At 68.6% G+C, this 19,843-nt stretch carries 15 protein-coding genes, 1 tRNA gene and 1 pseudogene; 5 read left to right on the top strand and 12 right to left on the bottom strand.

Annotated elements, in window-relative coordinates:
• Positions 1-98: 98 nt before the first annotated feature.
• From ACWGDX_RS18465 to ACWGDX_RS18440, 6 genes are all read right to left on the bottom strand, one after another.
• Entirely contained in the window at positions 99-572 is a 474-nt protein-coding gene (locus ACWGDX_RS18465) for an RICIN domain-containing protein (RefSeq protein ID WP_453626816.1), read from the bottom strand.
• A 219-nt stretch (positions 573-791) separates the two neighbouring features.
• Positions 792-1,496, bottom strand: coding sequence for a GOLPH3/VPS74 family protein (locus ACWGDX_RS18460; protein ID WP_453626777.1), 705 nt, complete (start codon positions 1,494-1,496; stop codon positions 792-794).
• Positions 1,497-1,689: 193 nt separating this feature from the next.
• Positions 1,690-3,156, bottom strand: a complete 1,467-nt coding sequence (locus tag ACWGDX_RS18455; RefSeq protein ID WP_453626775.1) for a WGR domain-containing protein — start codon at positions 3,154-3,156, stop codon at positions 1,690-1,692.
• A 239-nt stretch (positions 3,157-3,395) separates the two neighbouring features.
• Positions 3,396-7,880 carry a caspase, EACC1-associated type gene (locus ACWGDX_RS18450; RefSeq protein WP_453626814.1) on the bottom strand — a complete coding sequence of 1,495 codons (4,485 nt, stop codon included), beginning with the start codon at positions 7,878-7,880 and terminating at the stop codon, positions 3,396-3,398.
• 54 nt (positions 7,881-7,934) lie between these two features.
• The gene (locus tag ACWGDX_RS18445; RefSeq protein ID WP_453626773.1) at positions 7,935-8,372 is read right to left on the bottom strand and encodes an effector-associated constant component EACC1; all 438 of its coding nucleotides are present in this window, start codon (positions 8,370-8,372) and stop codon (positions 7,935-7,937) included.
• A 362-nt stretch (positions 8,373-8,734) separates the two neighbouring features.
• Positions 8,735-9,109: a hypothetical protein gene (locus ACWGDX_RS18440; protein WP_453626771.1), complete on the bottom strand. Its 375-nt coding sequence runs from the start codon at positions 9,107-9,109 to the stop codon at positions 8,735-8,737.
• A 176-nt stretch (positions 9,110-9,285) separates the two neighbouring features.
• On the opposite strand from ACWGDX_RS18440, the pseudogene ACWGDX_RS18435 reads away from it, so the two are divergent.
• A pseudogene (locus ACWGDX_RS18435) lies at positions 9,286-9,375 on the top strand (tyrosine-type recombinase/integrase); the annotation flags it as partial.
• Positions 9,376-9,440: 65 nt separating this feature from the next.
• Here the strand turns inward: ACWGDX_RS18435 and ACWGDX_RS18430 are convergent.
• Positions 9,441-9,517: transfer RNA gene (locus ACWGDX_RS18430), tRNA-Pro, on the bottom strand.
• A 105-nt stretch (positions 9,518-9,622) separates the two neighbouring features.
• On the opposite strand from ACWGDX_RS18430, the gene ACWGDX_RS18425 reads away from it, so the two are divergent.
• A complete protein-coding gene (locus ACWGDX_RS18425; protein ID WP_453626770.1) occupies positions 9,623-10,114 on the top strand; it encodes a DUF309 domain-containing protein in 492 nt (163 codons plus the stop codon).
• On the opposite strand, the gene ACWGDX_RS18420 is transcribed toward ACWGDX_RS18425, so the two are convergent.
• The 3 genes from ACWGDX_RS18420 to ACWGDX_RS18410 are packed head-to-tail and all read right to left on the bottom strand — an operon-like array spanning position 10,095 to position 12,996.
• Positions 10,095-10,736, bottom strand: a complete 642-nt coding sequence (locus tag ACWGDX_RS18420) for a LutC/YkgG family protein (protein WP_453626768.1) — start codon at positions 10,734-10,736, stop codon at positions 10,095-10,097. The two genes, ACWGDX_RS18425 and ACWGDX_RS18420, sit on opposite strands and share 20 nt — an antisense overlap.
• On the bottom strand, positions 10,733-12,280 hold the full coding sequence (locus tag ACWGDX_RS18415; protein WP_453626766.1) for a LutB/LldF family L-lactate oxidation iron-sulfur protein: 1,548 nt from the start codon (positions 12,278-12,280) through the stop codon (positions 10,733-10,735). The genes ACWGDX_RS18420 and ACWGDX_RS18415 overlap by 4 nt, the downstream gene beginning before the upstream one ends.
• Positions 12,277-12,996 (bottom strand): (Fe-S)-binding protein, encoded by a 720-nt coding sequence (locus ACWGDX_RS18410; protein ID WP_363084161.1) that lies wholly within the window; start codon positions 12,994-12,996, stop codon positions 12,277-12,279. Before ACWGDX_RS18410 ends, ACWGDX_RS18415 begins: the two co-directional genes overlap by 4 nt.
• Positions 12,997-13,218: 222 nt before the next feature.
• Here ACWGDX_RS18410 and cobF point away from each other — a divergent pair, with 222 nt between their 5' ends.
• The 3 genes from cobF to ACWGDX_RS18395 all read left to right on the top strand — a co-directional run bounded on the left by cobF (position 13,219) and on the right by ACWGDX_RS18395 (position 18,271).
• The gene (gene cobF, locus ACWGDX_RS18405) at positions 13,219-14,022 is read left to right on the top strand and encodes a precorrin-6A synthase (deacetylating) (protein WP_453626764.1); all 804 of its coding nucleotides are present in this window, start codon (positions 13,219-13,221) and stop codon (positions 14,020-14,022) included.
• Between the two features lie 634 nt (positions 14,023-14,656).
• Complete coding sequence (locus ACWGDX_RS18400; RefSeq protein WP_453626762.1) at positions 14,657-17,032, top strand: galactose-binding domain-containing protein; 2,376 nt, start codon at positions 14,657-14,659, stop codon at positions 17,030-17,032.
• 321 nt (positions 17,033-17,353) lie between these two features.
• On the top strand, positions 17,354-18,271 hold the full coding sequence (locus ACWGDX_RS18395) for an MIP/aquaporin family protein (RefSeq protein ID WP_453626761.1): 918 nt from the start codon (positions 17,354-17,356) through the stop codon (positions 18,269-18,271).
• Positions 18,272-18,313: 42 nt separating this feature from the next.
• Here the strand turns inward: ACWGDX_RS18395 and ACWGDX_RS18390 are convergent, their stop codons facing one another.
• A complete protein-coding gene (locus ACWGDX_RS18390) occupies positions 18,314-19,054 on the bottom strand; it encodes a cupin domain-containing protein (RefSeq protein WP_453626759.1) in 741 nt (246 codons plus the stop codon).
• A gap of 169 nt (positions 19,055-19,223) precedes the next feature.
• Positions 19,224-19,700 carry an ATP-binding protein gene (locus ACWGDX_RS18385; RefSeq protein ID WP_453626757.1) on the bottom strand — a complete coding sequence of 159 codons (477 nt, stop codon included), beginning with the start codon at positions 19,698-19,700 and terminating at the stop codon, positions 19,224-19,226.
• Positions 19,701-19,843: the final 143 nt, after the last annotated feature.

Below are 19,843 nucleotides of genomic sequence, written 5' to 3'. Positions count from 1 at the left end.
CCGGCCTCGGCCCTCCCCGGACGCTGGTAGGCGCCGCCATGCACGTCGGCGGGGCGCGCCTACCAGCGGGCGAGAGGCTACTGAAGTGGATCAGAAGGTCACACTAAGGTCATACTGATCTGCTCTCCCTGCACCGTCCAGTGCTGGCGGGGCCCGGACGGGTTGCACGGCTCCACGTTGACTATGCGGGTTCTCGGGTAGTCGCTGGTCAGGCACATGCCCGGGTACGCGGACTCGGAGATCGATTCCCCGTTGATGGTCCAACGCTGGTTGGAACTGGAGGAGTTGCACGAGTCCACATTGACAATGCGGGTTCTCGGATAGTCGCTGGACAGACACATGCCCGGGTACACGGACTCGGAGATCAATTCGCCGTTGATGGTCCAACGCTGGTTAGAACTGGAGGAGTTGCACGAGTCCACATTGACAATGCGGGTTCTCGGGTAATCGCTGGACAGACACATGGTGCCGACGGCCGGGCCCGCGGCAGGTGCGTCGGCCGCCACAGCGGCCGACGGCAGCACGAAGGACGTCAGTGCGAGAAGGGCAGGTACGAGCAGCTTACGAGACATCTCAGCCACGAGGTAAATCCTTCCTGGTCGACTGATCCACATCGGCCAGGACGCATCTGCTGGTCCCGGCCGACGGATCAGGGTGATTGCAGCCCTGAAAGATTCCCCTCATCTTCGAAACCGTATGCGTGCCTGGGCACAACGGCCCCGTGACAGCGGATGATTCGCAGCGCCGCCCCGCTGTCGTGACCTGCCAGGTCCGCGCCGCGTCCGAAAGCCTCAGTCCCGGCGGCGCTGGTCGCTCTCGATGACGGCGGAGACGGCGGCAGCGATGGGACCGGTTGGGGCGGCGGACCGCGCGAGACCTACGGTGGCGGCGATCGTGTCGAGGTGGAGACCGCGGGGACCGGACGGGCGGGGACGGGCCGGTGCGGAGAGACCTGGCGCGGCGGTCCACGTGGTCCAGGGCACAAGCCCCAGAACACGGTGACGGTGTGCGGTCACCAGGCCGCGGGTTTCCATGGACTCCCGGTAGTGGGTGCCGAGGTTGTGGGAGAAGAGCCGGACCCACTGCGTGAGCTGACGGGGAGGCGCCTCGGCGGCCACGACGGCGCGCATATTGACGCGAGCGCGGGCGACACGGCGGGCGAAGGCATGCTCGGGAGACGGGCCGGAAACGCCCGCGTAGTTCGTGTCGAGACCGAGCAACCGCGTCTGCTTGGCACCGGGGCGGCCGAGCTGCACATCGCGTACGAGGGCACCGAGGATCTTGTCAGCGACCGGTTCACCCAGGGTGAGCGGCTGAACGGTGGTGATCCAGTTGTCGGAGATGGTGATGGCGCCGCGGAGTTCGAGCTCGGCGAGCACGGCTCCGGCGAGTGCGTGGTGGACGTAAGGGGGAAGTTTGAGCCTCTTGGTCCGCGGGTCTGCGCAGAGCAGCAGCAGTTCCTCGGGCAGCGTCATCGGCGGCGGTCGCTCGTCCATCGTGGTGTCCTCCCGGGTGGGTGCGCCGTCCGGTATCACGCCGGCGAGGACCGGGCGGTTCCGGCAGAGCCCAAGCCCGCGGGGGCCGGGGTGTCCGGTGAGTGGGGCCCTGGGTGATCAGATGGCGGTGGGCCCCCGCCCGCGCCGCCCGCCCGCACAGGCGGCGGAGCTGGGAAGGGCCGCGCACCGCCTGTCACACCAGGCGCCTGATCTCTCCGCGCACTCGGTAGAAGCCACCCGAGGAGGAGTGCAGCGCGTCCACCACGTAGCGGGCGCCGGGCTGACGTATCGCACGCGGGAACTGCACGTTCCAACCCGTCTCATAGCCTTCGGAGACCACATGCACCCGCACTCGTCCTCCCTCCTGAACACACTCCACGAGGACCCCGCTCCCCGCCGCGGGGACAGCGCTGACCGTGGCGACGGAGGCGGCCGTGGTCAGCGGTGCGTACGTCGGCAGCGCGGCCGCCAGTTTGATGTCCGCGGCGACCGGGACGGTGCCCGACTGGGCCGCGTTGATCGCGGCCTCGGTCGCGTCTATGCAGGCGAGCGATCCGTCCGTGGAGACGATGTACAGCCTCTCGTCGTGGTACTGCATGGAGAGCGCGGAGCCGCCGCCCGTTCCGAGCTTCCACAGCCGGGTGCCGTCGGCGTCGAAGCAGTAGACGGAGGAGGCGGAGTCACCCGCGAAGACATACCGCCCGCCGGGAGAGGTGGCGCACGAGTACACCGCCGCGTCGCACTGGTAGGAGGCTTCGATCCATCCGTTGGACTTCGCGAGCCGCTGGACGACCCGCCGCCCCGTACCGGCGTAGACCGCGTCCTCCTCCTGCCATCCGAAGAGCACATTGCCGCTGGTCGCGGTGTGCCAGAGCTGGCCTGTGCCGTCCCCCGCGTACGCCGTCACACCGCGGCTGTGCCCGTGGTACACGGCGCGGTCGTCGGCCCGCACCATCCACGCGTTGTCCCCGGACGAGTTGCGCGACCACTGGAGCTCGTCCTCATGGTCGATCACCGTCAGACCTCCGTTGCGGTCGGAGACGTTCAGCACGCCCGCGTGGATGTCCAGCCAGAAGATGTCGACCTCGTCCGCTATCTCGTAGGCCGCGAACGGCACCTTCGAGGAGAGGTCGTACACCCGGCCGTCGTCGCAGCCCGCGTAGATCCAGAAGTCGTCCGCCACCAGGCACTTCACACCGTCGGGCAGCGAGTAGTGCGCCAACACCTCGCCGGCATGGCTCAGGTTGTAGACATCGCCGTGCTGGTTGCCGACCCAGCAGCGGTCCTCGTCCACATGGATACCGAACGCCGAGGCGCCGGTGCGGAACCGCCACAGCACCGGGGCCGTCGCCCGCGCGGTGGACGGGGCGGACGTCACCTGGCGGCGGGTCACGGGGCGGGCCGCGCGCTGCCCTTGAACGGCGGGCGCGTACCCCTTCCGTACCTTCTCGGCTATCTTCCTCGCCGCCGCGGCCTGTGCCTTCTCCACGCTCGGAAAGGCGGAGGTCTGGCGCTGCCCGTCCACGCCGATCCGCCCGTACCGCACGGCGACGGTCATCCCCTCGACGGTCACCTCGTAGAACTTGTGGGCACCGCCGCTCTCCTGGGACAGCTCCAGATACGTCGTGTTCCCCGACTGTCGTGCCTGCGCAGTGGACACAGCACACCCCTCCCCAAATGCCCCGGCCGGCCGGTACGGCCGATCTCCAGTGACTTCAAGCTAGTGGTCACCACTGACATCGACGCCCTCGGCCGTGGAAGATCGAACCCAGAGGAGTACCGGGTCGGGACGCGCCGGTCCGCCCCCGGACACCATCGCCAGACCGGGCCGAAGGCCCCCTCAGGTCGGGCGGGTTGGACCGATGGCGCCAGGCTCCACGGTCGCGTGCCGAGGGTGGCTCAGTCGCAGGAGCGGCGATGGGAAAGGTAGGGGAACAGTTCGTCCCACTGCTTTCTGTCGATGTCGGGAATGCCTTGTCGGCACAGCCGGTCGTGGAGACGATCGGGGCGTAGATCCAGGAGAAAAGTTCGTTCCTCTCCCCAGATCTGCCTGGAGTCGTCCATGACGACGGCGATGTAGGGCCGTGCGTCGGGGAAGAATGTGGTCTCCTGCGCCGGGGGCAGTGTGGTGTAGGCCGGGGTCTCCCACCGGCCGGTGTCGCGGGTCTTCCACAGGTTGTACGGCTTGCTGGTCAGCAGCCATTCGGTGTCCGGGCTACGGATGATGTCGGAGACCCGTTGTTCCAGTCGGAGGCCCTCCTGCGGGCGGACGTCGCCCGGATCCGTCACGTCCCAGACGAGGACTTGTCCGCTGGTCAGTACGGTGGCCAGTTCGTGATCATTCAGTTCGAAGTAGCCCCTTGGAGCCGCGGGAAGGCGATCGCCTTTGACAGGGTGTGTCATCTTCGACATGTCCCACAGACGCAGGTTGCCCGCCGCTTCTTCGGTGGTCAGGATCCGAGTCGAGCGGTTGTAGGCCGCACCACCCCCGAGAGCGGCATCCTTGAACAGTGCGCCCTTGACCGGCTTCTCCGGGGTGCTCACATCCCACAGCCTCAGATCGAAGCCCGACCGTACGCCGACGGTCCGCTCGTCCAGCCACCACAGAATTCCTTGAAGCGCCTTGAGACGCACCGGTATTTCACCCCGTTTGCGCGGGTGCTGGGTATCGGAGATGTCCCAGAGCTCGGCTGTGCCCTTCGTTCCGCCCACCGCGAGCAGCTTTCCGTCGGGGCCGAGTTCGGCGAGCGAGTCGGTCCCGTTGAACCGGATCATGGCACCCGGAACCGGAGGAGAGTCCGGCTCGGGGCCGAACTCCCATAAACGGTAGAGATTGAAGTCCATGCCTTCGGTCCACTGGTGGCTGAGCAGGACCGGTGTCTCGCGGCCGGGTACGAACCCGATAACTTCCCACGGTTCGGGCAGGGCGAACCGACTGCGGGGTGCGCTCGGGTCGGTCACGTCCCAGACCGTCGCCTGCGCTTCGAAGCTCTCTGTGCGCGTCGTGGTGAGCAGCAACGAGCCGTCGTCACTGAACGACACTTCCGCGCCCGGTACCGAGGGAGCGATGGTCCGGTCCTGCCACAGCCGGACTCCGCCGCGGAAGTCGCCGGCCGCGAGAACCTGGCCATCGGGGCTCCAGGCCACCGACTGCACCGGCTCGGGCGACGGATAGACCGGCAGGTCGGCCGTAGCCCGGGTCAGGTCCGCGTCGGTCCTGCCCACCTCCCGTCTCTCCACCGATCCCGAGCCGGAGGTCTTGGCCGCGGCGAGTTCCCGCCCGTCCGGCCGGAAGGCCAGCGATGGACTGTTCAGGCCGAACGAGATGCCTGTGGGTCCGCGGTCGACCGCCCTGAGCTTCCCGTTTCGCTGCACCGCCCAGTAGTACAGGCCGTCGCCGCCGGTCGCGGCGACCAGGTCCCGCCGCGGATGGAAGGCGACGGCCATGATCGACTCCGCGGCGGCGCTGCCGCGTAGCACCGGGCGTGCCGGTTCGGTCATGTCCCACAGCCGCACCCTGGCTGGCGGCGGGGCCTCCTTGGTGGTGGTCTCCGGACCGTCCGGGATGCCGTTTCCCGTAGCCAGGTAGCGGCCGTCCCGGTTGAAGGCCACAGAGATGATCGCCTGTTCGGCGATCTTCTTCTCCCACCGGCTCACCGGATGTGCCGGCTCGGTCATGTCCCACAGCTGGAGTCTGCCGTCCTCCCTTCCGGCCGCCAGTGTGCGTCCGTCGGGGCTGAACGCCAGGGAGTACGTGATACGGGTCGGCGTGGGGCGATCCGCGAGCTTTCTCGGATTCCCCGGGGCCGAGACGTCCCAGACAGTGAGCCGTTCGGGGGTCTGGACCGCGACGACGGGTCTACGGGGGTGGTAGGCCAGGGCCGCGTTGCCCTCACCGTAGGCGCCCACTGGTACGACGGCCGTGGGTCCGCTGTTCGTCGCGGAGCCGGAGCGAACGTCCCAGAGGGCCAGCTGCGCCGCTTTCCTGCGTTTCTCGTCGCCCTGCCGCACCGTGGCCGCGAGGGTGTGTCCGTCGGAGCTGAACGCGAGGTTGAGTACGGCGCTGGAGACTCCCTTCAGCAGCGAGGGCGTCCGGGTGACGTAGGAGGTGTAGAGACCGGACCGGGTTTCCGGAGTGGCTTTCAGGCGGTAGGCGGCGAGATTCAGCTGGAGCGCGGTCAGCGGGTCGTCCGCGCGCAGGTCGTCCGCGCGGTTGGCCAGTTCCTGGGCGGTCTCCACCGCCTGCTTGTCCGCCGCGTCCTTCGAGGCGCGGTCGGCCCATACCACGGCGACTCCGGCCATCAACACCAGAACGACCAGCACGGAGATTCCGGCCCGAAGCCTGACCGCGCCCCGCCACTGGGCGGAGCGGCTCGCGGCAAGGAAGTCAGCCTCCACCCCGCGCAGTTCCAGTACGTCCCCCGCGTCCTCGATCCGGCTTCGTACCGCCGCCAGATGGCTGCCCCGGTACAGTCCGCTCGGCAGTCGGCCCGACGCGTCCCAGGTGTCCGCCGCCTCCGCCAGTCCCCGATGGACCAGCATCGCTTCGAGGTTCACGTCGATCCAGGCCCGCAGCGCCGGCCACGCGTAGAGCAGTGAGTCGTGGCACAACTGGGCCCAGCCGCCGTCGACCACGACGAGGCGAGCTTCCACAAGCCTGCCGAGCAGAGCGGTGTCGCGCTGCCCGCCGTCGGTGGACGCGGCGACGAGGTCGTCGGTTCTGACGCGGCGGCGCACCGCCTTGCCCTCGCTGTCCACAACACGCACCAGACGCAGCACGAGCGCACGTAGGGCCGGCCGCTCGGCCGGGTCCAGGGAGTCCAGGAGGGTGTGGGCGGTCTGGGCCACCGAGCCGCGGATACCGCCCGTGGCGTGATAGCCGGATACCGTCAGCCGGCGCCCCCAGCGCCCCGCCCAGGTGGCCCGCAGAACGTGGGCGAGGAACGGCAGGGCCGTCGTGTGCCCCATCCCGCCCTGCTCCAGGCGCAGTTCGTGCAGCAGGATGTCGAGGAGCCCGTCCTCCAGCAGCAGCCCCGCCTGGGCCGCCGGACCGGTGATCGCCTCGCCCAGTTCCTCGTCGGTCAACGGCGGTACGGTGAACTGACCTGCCAGCACCAAGCGGGACAGGCTGGAGTCGCGCAGGCAGTGCCCGTAGTAGTCGGCACGCAGACCCAGGACAATACGGGGGCCGGGTCTGGAACCGGCTGCGACCGCGCGGATGAACAGATCCCGCTCCTCTGGATCCTCACACTGTGTGAAGATTTCCTCCAACTGATCCACCACCAGCACCCGGGGAGCCCGGCGACCGTCGGCAGAGGCGGGGAAAGTGCCGGTGCCCAGCGCGTCCGCCACCTCCGCGAAGGGACGGCCTACGGCGTCGGACCAGCGGGAGACCAGCTCCTGGAACGGCTTCGGCCCCGGGGCCGGAACCAGGAGCACCGGTCCCACGCTCTCAGCGGCCGCCAGGCCCGCACGCAGGAGCGAGGACTTCCCCGCGCCCGATGGCCCGACCAGCACCACCGGCCCAACGGCTTGGGCGTCGGTCACCCGGTCCACGAGGACCTGGGTCAGTTCCCGGCGTCCGAAGAAGAGATGGCTCTCCTCAGGCAGGAAGGGCCGCATGCCGGGATACGGGCAGTGCGTACCGTCATCCTCCGGCGGGGGCGGCAGGAACTCCGGCGCAGGGGTGTAGCGCGGGTTCGGTGCGAGTGCGAGGTCTCCCATGCGCCCGGCGCTGTCGGCGTGAGGACGCACCGCACTGTTCTGGAATCTGCGGTCCACATGCCGGTAGAGGTCGTTCAGTGTGAAGCGAACCGGACCGCCCGCTTCTCCCTCGGTCAGTACACGCAACAGCTCGCCACTGAAGAGGGTGTGCGTCTGCCCCTTGGGCGCGAAGGAGACAGCGTAGTGCGAGGCGGAGCTGAGCAGGAAGCTGCCTGCCGGGCGCGCAGACGCGTACGGATCGCCCCGCTGTCCCGGTGAGGCCGCTTCGGCAAGGCCGGAGAAGCAGCAGTCGAGGACAACCACGGAGCGTGCGGCCGCCTCGCTCAGCTGGTTCCTTATTTCCGCGTAGGGGACGGCGTGAACCGTGCTGTCCGGTACCGAACTCGCCGAAGTGGCGAGGTACAGCAGATCACCAGGGCCGAGGAGTCCATGGCCGACGAAGTAGAAGAACACGACGCCGCCGTCCGACGCCCCTGCTATGGCGCGTTCGACGGCCGCCAGTACCTCGGTCGGGTTCTCGGGGTCGGTGAGCAGTTCGACATTCCCCTGCTCCATCCCGCACGCCGTGTACAGCGCGGCGGCGATGTCGACGGCGGACCGCCGGGCACTGGGTAGGCTCGACAGAGAGGCGCCTGCCCGATGATGTCCCGTACCGACCACCACGGCACGGCAGTTGGGTCCGCTCAGACCGAACGTGCCTGCGTGCTCCACTGATCAGACCTGTTCCCGACCGGGCGGCCGTTCCGGTTCCCCGGGCCCGGGGCTGCCAGGGACCGGTTCGGGGCCGGAGGCGTCGGATGCTTGCAGTGCCTCAGCCACGCGCAGGGCGAGGCTCCCCGACATCTCCGGCGTGAGTCCGCGCACCCGCTCGGAGGTGACAGTGATCTGGACCCCGTCGGGGCGGGTGATGGTGACGGTCTGGTTACCGCGGCGGTTCTGCAACCAGGCCACCACCGCCGCCGCGAGGGCCGCCGTCAGTCCACCGGGGGCGAGAAGTAAGGTGATCAGCTCGCCCGTCGCCCCCATGCTCTCAGCCGGCGGCTCGTGCGTACGCTCCCGTCCGACACCGCCCCGAAGCTGTGGGTCGCGTAAGAGCCAGCGCCGCAGATCGGCGGACTCACCGGTATCTGGGACCAGCAGATCGACTCTCATATGCCCCCGCTCAGAGTAACGCTCCCACCACTCTCGGAGATTATCGTCCTGTGGTTCGTGCTACCAGTGCCCGACCTTCCGCTGCCTGTTCCTTTGAGGTCACCGAGTCCCGTGCAGGCCCAGCACTGCTTCAGCCCGCCCAGGACCACGTCGGTCGTTGATCCCGAACACACCGCCACACAGATCACTCAGGCGGCGGGTCGCCACCTGCCAGATGGCCACCGACCTCACACAGGCCGCCCGCGCCCTCGACCGCCCCCGCGCGCCGCCCTCCCGCAGAACCCAGGAACGGACCATTTCAACGGCTCCCCCCTCCGTATTCTTTCACTCGGCGCCGGAATTCAGGTACGGGCGGTTTTCCCTCAGGATTGGGCGTTCACCTCTGAAATGAGCTCCGTCGCGTTGACGCCCGGTCGAACGCGGACGTCGAAGTTGTAACCCTGATCGCAGAACACCAGATCGACGGCTTCCGGCATCAACCGGCGAAGCAAGCAAGCGACCTGCACAGAGTCCGGCAGGGCCGCGTCCAAGTAGAGACCCGTTCCGTCCTCCGGCAGGAGCACCTCGCCCGGACCTTCATCCGTGCAGAAGCTCCAGCTGAAGGCACATACCTCACCTCGTCGCGTGGAATCGGCTTCGACCTCGGCCCAAAGCTCCGTGATCGCGGAAGTCACGACGGCGGAACTGACCCTCCAGCTGGTGGTCGAGCCATCGAAGAACGCCATGAACGCAGCCATGCCGTGTGTCTATCACGGCCGTTCACACACCCCACCCACCACCCCGAGAGGGTGCTTCCTCCCCAGAAGAAAGGTCACGAACCCTGTCTCGATTCTCAATAACTTGTCCGTTCCACGGCAACGCCCAGTGGAGACACATCCGTGACACCTCGTCGGCGGAGTGTGACGATCGTCTGGACGAGGTGGTCACCTCACTCGGCCACAAACACCTGCGCCGCCACGATCTCCGCCACACCGGCATCACCTGGTTCGCCGACGCTGGCGTCACGCGGAAAGGCGGTACCGGATTTCTCCGATACCGCCTGTGACCTGCGTAAACAGTCGTAAACGCTGGTCGGGACGACAGGATTTGAACCTGCGACCCCTTGACCCCCAGTCAAGTGCGCTACCAAGCTGCGCCACGTCCCGATGCCCGGCTGTCGCGGGGAAGATCCCCCCGGCTGACCGCGCAGGACAACATTACCCCACTCCGTGCGGCAGGAAGACTCACTCTGTCCGGGCGACAATCGATGTATGACGGAGAACGGTCGGGACCGTGACAGCGAGGGGCGGGCGCGCAACGCGCGGCCGCGTGACGGGTTGGGGCGGCCGTTGCCGTACGGGACCGAGGGGGTGGAGCGGCAGCCCGAGGGGGTGGTCCGTACGCCCGAGGAGACCGTCCGGGAGGCCCAGCTCCTGCTGGACGCGGGCAAGCCGTTTCACGCGCACGAGGTGTTCGAGGACGCGTGGAAGTCAGGACCCGAGGACGAACGGGCACTGTGGCGCGGACTGGCCCAGCTGGCCGTCGGACTGACGCACGCGGCCCGAGGCAATACGGCGGGCGGGGCCCGTCTGCTGCTGCGCGGCGCGGGCGGGATCGCCGCCTACCCCTCCCCGCACGGCATCGATGTCGCCGGACTGATCTCCTGGGCACGGGAGTTGGCCGCGCGCGTGGCCCAGGACGGTCCGGTCGACGCGGGCGCCGAGGCGCCGAGGCTCACCCCGGTCACTCGGCGAGCAGGATGACTTCCAGGGTCCGGGGGCCGTGGACACCCTCGACCCGGTCGAGTTCGATGTCGCTGGTGGCGGAGGGACCCGAGATCCAGGTCAGCGGGCGGGTGGGGTCCAGTCGCGGCATGGCCTGCGGTACGGAACCGACGATCTGGTCGGCGGTCCGCACCACACAGATGTGATGGTCGGGTACGAGCGTGATACGGCGTCGTCCCTGGTCCGGGGCCGCGTCGAGGACCAGCGTGCCGGTCTCGGCGATGGCGAGGGCGCAGCCGGTGACCACACTGTCGGCCGCGTCGAGTTCCCGGGCCGTCGCGTCGATGTCGTCCTCGACCCGGGTGATCTCCACGGGCGTCGCGGAGAGCCAGGACGGCGGGAGCAGCGGGGGCACGAGGACCGTACGGGCCCCCCGCGCGGCCAGCAGCCGTGCGATGAGCCCGGGGAGTTCCTCGGTGTCCGCCCGGTGGACGATCGCCCGGTAGTCCGCGAGGTTCTCGGCGAGCAGATCGACGATACGGGCGGCGGGCGTGTGTGTTTCCAGATAGTCGCGCACGGCCTCCGGGGCGTCGGGGGCATCGGCGACCGCCGTACGGATACGGGCGAGGATCCGCTCCCGCGAGCCGGAACCGGTGCTCATGTCCCACTGTCCTTACGGTCGTCGGAGTCGCGGCCATCCGCGCCGGAATCGTTGGCCTTGGAGTCCTTGGCCTTGAGGTCCTTGGCCCTGGGGCCGTTGACCTTGGGATCGTTGGCGTCGCGGCCCTCCGCGCGGTTCTTCTTCCACCATTCGCGGAACGGCTCGGGCGGCAGCTTCGGCAGATCACGCGTGTCCGTCCACGCCCCTGCCCCCGGCAGTCTCGACGGATGCAGCCGGCGGGTCTTCGACGCGGCCCTCTCCCCCGCGGCCAGGATCCGGGGATGGTCGAAGACCCAGCCCGCCGCCTTCATCGCGGCCTTCTCCAGCCGGTGCCCCTTGCCCCCCTGGTCCGCCACCCGCTCCCGCAGATGGACCAGGACCTCGGGGATGTCGATGGCGACGGGACACACCTCGTAACACGCCCCGCAGAGGGACGAGGCGTACGGCAGCGAGGCGTCGATCTCGCTCCCCGTGCCCCGGAGCTGGGGGCTCAGGATCGCCCCGATCGGCCCCGGGTAGACCGAGCCGTACGCGTGCCCGCCGGCCCGCTCGTACACCGGGCAGACATTCAGACAGGCCGAGCAGCGGATACAGCGCAGCGCCTGCCGGCCGACCTCGTCGGCCAGTGTCTCCGTACGGCCGTTGTCCAGCAGCACGAGATGGAAGGTGCTCGGACCGTCGGTGTCATGGGTGCCGGTCCACATGCTGGTGTACGGGTTCATCCGCTCGGCGGTGGAGGAGCGCGGCAGGGTCTGGAGGAAGACCTCCAGATCGCGCCAGGTGGGCACCACCTTCTCGATCCCCACCACGGAGATCAGCGTCTCGGGGAGCGTCAGACACATCCGTCCGTTGCCCTCCGACTCGAAGACGACGAGCGTCCCGGTCTCGGCGACCATGAAGTTCGCCCCGGAGACGGCGACCTTGGCGCGCAGGAACTTCTCCCGCAGATGCAGCCGCGCCGCCTCGGCGAGTTCGCCGGGGGTGTCGGAGAGTCCTTCGGGGGCCGCCCGGCCCCAGGCGCCCATCCGGTCACGGAAGATGTCCCGGATCTCGGCGCGGTTCTTGTGGATCGCCGGGACCAGGATGTGGGACGGCCGGTCGTCACCGAGCTGCACGATCAGTTCGGCCAGATCGGTCTCGTACGCGGAGATGCCCTCGGCCTCCAGCGCCTCGTTGAGGCCGATCTCCTGGGTGGCCATCGACTTGACCTTGACGACCTCCGACTCACCGGTGGCCTTCACCAGCTCCGCCACGATCCGGTTGGCCTCGGCCGCGTCGGCCGCCCAGTGCACCACCCCGCCCGCCGCCGTCACCGACTCCTCCAGCTGGACGAGATAGCGGTCGAGATGGCGCAGCGTATGGTCCTTGATCCGCTTGCCCGCCTCGCGCAGCAGCCCCCAGTCGTCCAGTTCGGCGACGGCTTTGGCGCGCTTGTCCCGGATCGTATGGGTGGCGTGGCGCAGATTGGACCGCAGCGTCTCGTTGCCCACGGCCTCCTTGGCCGCTACCGGAAACGCCGGCATCCCCAGATACGTACCGCTCATGACCAGGGCTCCTCTTCCGTCGACGCCAGGATCTCCGCGAGATGTACGGGGCGCAGCGGGGCGTCCTCGCGGCTCACGATTCCGCCGAGATGCATCAGACAGGAGTTGTCCGCGCCACAGAGCACACCGGCCCCGGTGGACACGGCGTTGCGTACCTTGTCCTGGCCCATCGCGGCGGAAACATCGGAGTTCTTCACGGCGAACGTACCACCGAATCCGCAGCACTCGTCCGCGCCCGGCAGCTCACGCAGTTCCAGCCCCTTCACCGCCTCCAGCAGTCTCCTGGGCCGTTCACCGAGCCCCAGCAGCCGCAGTCCGTGGCAGGACGGATGGTAGGTGACGGTGTGCGGGAAATACGCGCCGACATCCGTCACCCCGACCACGTCGACAAGGAACTCGGTCAGTTCATAGGTCCGGGCGGCGAGGGCGGTGGCGGCCGTGTCACCGAAGGCCGGATAGTGCTGACGGACCATGGCCGCGCAGGATCCGGACGGGGTCACCACATAGTCGTACCCCTCGAACGCGCGTGCCGTGCGCCGTACCAGCGGCTCGGTCTCACGCCGGTATCCGGTGTTGAACTGCGGCTGGCCGCAGCAGCTCTGCGCCTCGGGAAAGTCGACTTCGACACCCAGTCGTTCGAGGAGCCGCACGGTCGCGATCCCGGTGGACGGATAGACGGCGTCATTGACACAGGTGACGAAAAGGGCGGCACGCATGGGCGGAGCATATGCGGTGCGCGGCGATACGCGTAAGACCCTTGGGAAGCGTGAAGAGCTGTCAGACATCGGATGAGTGGATGACTCTCCCGTCCCGGCACCGGAACGGACACAGGACCGGGCGCGGGACCGGACGCGGGGCCGGGCAGGGCTCGGGCTCGGGCTCGCGGCCGGGCAGGGGTCGGGCTCGCGGTCGGTCCGGCGTACGGCAGACTCGACGTGGTGAGAAAGATCTATGTCATCGGTATCGGAGCGGGCGACCCGGACCAGCTCACCGTGCAGGCGGTCGGGGCGCTCAACGAGGTGGATGTCTTCTTCCTCCTCGACAAGGGCGCGGAGAAGGCCGATCTCATCGGTCTCCGGCACGAGATCCTGCGCCGGCATGTCCGGGGCGACGCCTACCGGCTGGTGGAGGCCCGCGATCCGCTGCGGGCCCCCGCGGCCGACGGCTCCGCCTATCCCGGCACCGTCGACGACTGGCGCGGCCGGCGGGCCGCCCTCTACGAGCGCATGATCACCGACGAACTGGGCGAGGGACCGGACGGCGACCGGACCGGGGCGTTCCTGGTCTGGGGCGATCCCGCCCTGTACGACTCCACGCTCGGGATCCTGGACGAGGTCCTGGCACGGGGCACGGTCCGGTTCGAGTACGAGGTGATCCCGGGCATCAGCAGCGTCTCCGCGCTGGCCGCCAAGCACCGTGTCGGGCTGAACCGGGTGGGCGGGGCGGTACAGATCACCACGGGCCGACGGCTCGCCGAGGGATGGCCGGAGGGCGTCGACGACATCGTGGTGATGCTCGACGCGCACCAGTCCTTCCGGCACCATCTCGCGGCCGACCCGGTCATCCACTGGGGCGCCTATATGGGAATGGAGGACGAGATCCTGGTCTCCGGGCGGCTCTCGGAGGTGGCCGGCCGGATCGAGGAGCTGCGGTCGGCGGCCCGGGAGCGCAAGGGGTGGATCATGGACACCTATCTGCTGCGCCGGGATCCGGACCGCGACCGCGATGTCGACGAGGAATGACGGGGAGACTGAAACGTTCAAATCCACTCCCCCGGGTCAGCCCCCGGTCGCTCCCGCCGACCCTCGCCGGCCCCCGCCGGCTCCCGTCGATTCGGGCAGCACGGAATCGGCCGGTCCGGGCATCCTTCCCCTCCGGGCCCGTGACCGCCATCGCCTGAGGAGTCCCGGCGGCGGCCGGTGAGGCCGTCACCTATCCCGCGATTCCCGCCCCCGCGCCCATCACCGAGGTGTGCGGAAGCCCTCTGCGCGTCCGGCACGCACCCATTGCGGCCCCTGATTGAAACGTTTCATACCCCCTGTCAAGCATCGTAGGGCCGAGTCCGAGCGCCGAACAAGAGGTGTGCGCGGGGCCCGTGGGGGACGGGAGCCGAAGCGCCGCCGGGCGCGTTCCCGGCCGTGTCCTCGACCGGCCCCGACTTCCCGCCGTCGCCTCCTTGCGGACGGCGAGGCCCCTCGTACCGCCCGACGGACGCGGCGAGTTGGGGCGAAGGATCCTCTATGCCCCACTCCACACAGGACCTTGGGTCGAAGATTTTTGCTTCGGTCTTCAAAAATTGCGCAGATTCATAGACTTCCTGCGGCGCCGCTTCTAGCCTTTTCGCGTCCGCAGAGTCCCCACGAGCCGCAAGGACGTATGTCTGTGACACTCCCCCCAGCCCCAAGAGGCCGTTTGCTCCGGCGCGGTCTGTCAGCCTCCCTCTCCCTCGCACTCGCCGTGGCCGGGACGGCCGCGGCGGTGGTGCTCTCCACCGCGCCCGACGCCCAGGCGGCGGCGGTCCCCGCACCTTCTCCCCTCGACGTCCAGGGCCGCGGCGCGAGCGTGCCGTTCAAGGAGCAGGAGGCCGAGTACGCCGCGACCAACGGCACCCTGATCGGCCCCAACCGCCTCTACGGCACGCTGCCTTCGGAAGCCTCCGGACGGCAGGCCGTGACGCTCGACGCGGTCGGTGAGTACGTCGAGTTCACCCTCACCGCTCCGGCGAACGCGATGACGTTCCGCTACTCGCTGCCCGACAACTCCGCGGGCACCGGCCGGGACGCCGAGATCGACCTGCGGGTCAACGGCAACTCCCTCAAGAGCGTGCCGGTGACCTCCAAGTACGGCTGGTACTACGGCGGTTACCCGTTCAACAACAACCCGGGCGACACCAACCCGCACCACTTCTACGACGAGACCCGGACCATGTTCGGATCGACCCTGGCGGCCGGTACGAAGGTCAGGCTCCAGGTCTCCTCGACCGCCGCGTCTCCGACGTTCACCATCGATCTCGCGGACTTCGAGCAGGTGGCCGCGCCGATCGGCAAGCCCTCCGGGGCGCTCGACGTCGTCACCGACTTCGGCGCCGACCCGACCGGTGCCGCCGACTCCACCGCCAAGATCCAGGCGGCGGTCGACGCGGGCCGTACCCAGGGCAAAGAGGTCTACATCCCGCAGGGCACCTTCCAGGTGCGCGACCACATCGTCGTCGACAAGGTGACGCTGCGCGGCGCGGGCCCCTGGTACAGCGTGCTGACCGGACGCGACCCGTCCAACCGCAGCAAGGCCGTCGGTGTCTACGGCAAGTACGCCAATCAGGGCGGCAGCAGCAATGTCACCCTCAAGGACTTCGCCATCATCGGCGACATCCGTGAGCGCGTGGACAACGACCAGGTCAACGCCATCGGTGGCGCGATGTCCGACTCGGTCGTCGACAACGTCTGGATGCAGCACACCAAGTGCGGCGCCTGGATGGACGGCCCGATGAACAACTTCACCATCAAGAACAGCCGGATCCTGGATCAGACCGCCGACGGCGTCAACTTCCACATGGGCGTCACCAACTCGACGGTCACCAACACCTTTGTACGCAACACCGGTGACGACGGTCTGGCCATGTGGGCGGAAGCCGTACCGAACGTCAACAACAAGTTTACGTTCAACACCGTGATCCTGCCGATCCTGGCGAACAACATCGTCACCTACGGCGGCCGGGACATCACCATCTCCGACAACGTCATGTCGGACACGATCACCAACGGCGGCGGGCTGCATATCGCCAACCGCTATCCGGGGGTCAACTCCGGTCAGGGCACGGCGGTCTCCGGTGTGACCACCGCCGCGCGCAACACCCTGATCCGGGCCGGCAACAACGACTACAACTGGCGCTTCGGCGTCGGCGCGATCTGGTTCAGCGGACTCAACGAGCCGATCAACGCGACCGTCAACATCACCGACAGCGAGGTGCTGGACAGCTCCTACGCCGCGATCCATCTGATCGAGGGCGCGACGAACGGGCTGCGCTTCAACAACATCAGGATCGACGGCGCGGGTACGTACGCGCTCCAGATCCAGGCACCGGGGACGGCCTCGTTCACCAATGTGACCGCCACCCATATCGCCCAGTCCAACCCGATCCACAACTGTGTCGGCAGCGGCTTCCAGATCACCCAGGGAACCGGCAACTCGGGCTGGTACGCCAACCCGCCCGCGTGCACCGGCAACTGGCCCGACCCGGTGTGGACCAACGGCGGTGTGCCGGGCGGTCCCGGCACCCCGCCGACGACCCCGCCGACCACGCCTCCCACCACTCCGCCCACCACTCCGCCGGCGGAGACGGGCAATCTCGCCCTGGGACGCTCGGTCACCGAGTCGGGACACGCGGACGTGTACGGCGCGGGCAACGCGGTCGACGGCAACGCCAACACCTACTGGGAGAGCACCAACAACGCCTTCCCGCAGTCGATCACGGTGGATCTCGGCGCGGCCAAGGCCGTCAAGCGTGTGGTCCTGAAGCTTCCCCCGGCGTCCGCGTGGGCGACCCGCACACAGACGCTGAGCGTACTGGGGAGCACCACCGGTCCGTACAACACGCTGAAGGCATCGGCGAACTACACCTTCAACCCGTCGAGCGGCAACACCGCGACGATCAGTCTCGACGGAACGCCGGTCCGCTATCTGCGGCTGACGTTCACGGGCAACACCGGCTGGCCGGCCGCTCAGCTCTCCGAGCTGGAGGCCTACACCAGCTAGGGCGTGTTTCGAAAGTCCCGCCCGGCCCGCGACGAATAAGCACGAGGAACGAGCACGAGAAATAAGCACGGCGGACAACAGACGGAACGCCCGGCCGGTGACACCCCCGGCCGGGCGTTCTTGTCATACGGGAGCGCTCACCCGAATGGCCTATTCAGTCCCGCGCCACCCCCGTGAATGACCGTCAGCCGGTGAATACCACTCGCCGGGCGCGTGCCACCGGACGGTCCTACACTCGCCTATCAAGGCCCACTCCCGGGCACCTCCGTGGGATTCAGCATACGAACCGCGCGCCGGACCCATCGCAAAACAGGAGGCGTCATGACAGCCACCAGTACGAAGCGTCGCGGCTATCGAGAAGGGCTCGGCGGTGAACTGCTCGCGGAATTCCTTGGAACATTCGTACTGATTCTGCTCGGGTGCGGCTCGGTCGCCGTCGCCGTCGCCGGCCTTCCCGGCTCCGGCCGGCAGTCCGGACCCTTCGACGCCGCGAACTGGCTGATCATCTCCTTCGGCTGGGGTCTCGGGGTGGTCTTCGGTGTATACGTCGCCGGGGGTGTCAGTGGCGCGCATCTCAATCCGGCGGTGACGCTCGCCTTCGCCGCACGCAGGAACTTCGCCAGGAAGAAGGTACTCCCCTACTGGGGCGCGCAGTTCCTGGGAGCCTTCCTCGGGGCGGCGGTGGTCTTCAGCATGTACAGCTGGGCCATCAACGCGTTCGACAGCAAGGCGGGAATCGCCCGGGATCAGTCACTCTCCACCTTCTCCATCTTCGCCACCTTTCCGGCCGAGTACTTCGGAAATTCCTGGTGGGGTCCGCTTCTGGACCAGATCGTCGGTACCGGCGTCCTCGTCATGCTCATCTTCGCGCTCATCGATACGCGCAATACCGCTCCCGCGTCCAATCTCGGCCCTTTTCTGACCGGTTTCGTCGTCGTCGCGATCGGCCTCAGCGTCGGAACGAACGCGGGATACGCGATCAATCCGGCCCGTGACTTCGGACCGCGGCTGTGGACGTACATCATGGGGTGGGGCGACATCGCCATTCCGGGGACTTTCCAGTGGTTCAGCCATTACATGTGGATCCCCATCGTGGGCCCGCTGATCGGGGCACTCGTGGGATCCGTTGTCTACGACTTCTTCATCGGGCATGTGCTCGACGCCCGCCGCGGTGCCATGGAAGGACGGGAGGGCGGCCGGGCCGGGGACGCCGCGCCCGGCCCTGCCGCCGATGTCTAACGGCCGCCGATGTCCAACGGCTGTCGGTGTCCGGGTAAGTCTCTAGAGCGGGACGTCGTAGGTGTCGAGGCGTCCGCACATGCCGAATCCGCCGTGCGCCGCCGGAGACCGGGCATACAGCCGGGCCCCGGCGAGATACGAGGCGTCCCCCTCTTCGAGCCGGTCGAGCTGAGCACCGGTCTGCCGGGCGGCCTCCGCCGCGCCCGCCTCCCAGCGCTCGCGCCACCGGGCCACCCGGGGCCGTACGAGCGCGGCGGCGGTCCGCTGGAAGTCGAGCAGGGGCCGTGTGTCACCGGCCTCCCATGCCGTACGCAGCACCGTGAAGCCCTCGACGGCGAGATCGCGCCGCCGGCGCGCGAACACGGCCTGTTCGGCCTCGGACGCCTCCGCGGCGGAGGGGATACGGACGGCCCGCGCGTATGTCCCGGGGTCGGACAGATACTCCGGCGGCAGCGTGAGCACGGCGTCCCCTGCCTCCGGCAGTCCGCTGTTCTGCATCAGCACCACGATGCGCAGCCCGTCGTCGTTGACCAGCCGGTGGATGGTGCCCGGCGTGAACCAGACAAGGGCCCCGGGCGCCAGCGGTGTGACGGCGAAGCCCTCGGGGCCGAGCGTCTGGACGGCTCCCCGCCCCGCCGTCACCACATACCCCTCGGAGCAGGTGAGATGAAGATGCGGGGTGCCTCCCCGCACTCCGTCGGCGGCCTCCCACTCGTACACGCGCAGATGCGATACGGCGACGGCTCCCGGCAGTCCGGCGAAGCCCCCCGGCGAAGTCACCATCTCTGTTCCCACCGGCTCCTCGCCTTCGCGGTCGTGCGGGACGCATTGAGCGAGCACATTCAGCAAGCGCTTTCTACGCAGAACGTAGGGTCACCGCACACCGCTGTCAACGGGGCGGCCCCACGATCCAGGAGGTGGCTCGGGATCCAGGAGGCGGCCCAGGACCCCGTCAGGCCGGAATCCCGTCGCCGTCCGCGGCGTGCAGATCGAACACGACCTGGACCCGCTTGCCGACCGGGACCCGCTCGGCGACGAGCCGGTCGCTCAGCGCGTCGACGATCTCCATACCGTGCCCGCCCAGCCGGCCGGGGTCCCGCTCAAAGCGGCGCGGCAGGGTCGTGCTGCTGTCGTACACGGTCACGATCAGCCGCCGGTCCGTGCCCTCCAGCTCCAGCAGATACGGTCCACGGCTGTGCCGCTCGGCATTGGTGACCAGCTCACTGACGACGAGCAGCACATCACCGCTTCTCCTGTCGCCGAGCACGGCACACCACTCCGCTTCGAGCCGCTGGAGAAACCGGGCGGTGACTCGCCGGGCCTCCGCCGTGGACCCCGGTGAGCCCAGGAATTCCCGCGCCAGGCGCAGTGCCCGCACCGAGTCGGCCAGAGGCGCCAGAGTCGCACCGATGACGGTCTGTCCGTTCATACGCCCATACACTCCCGTCCGCGCATCTATGAGGGCGATGCGGGGACCCCCCTAACCCTCTTCCCTTCTGCCCCCGAACGCCGTCGGTATGCACGTCGTCCCCGGTGGACGCACACCTGCCCCGGTGAACGGAGCGCGGAAGC

Source organism: Streptomyces sp. NPDC055025 (assembly GCF_053608565.1).
The sequence above is the reverse complement of the archived record's forward strand: the minus strand, read 5'-3'. Positions and strand labels throughout refer to the sequence as shown.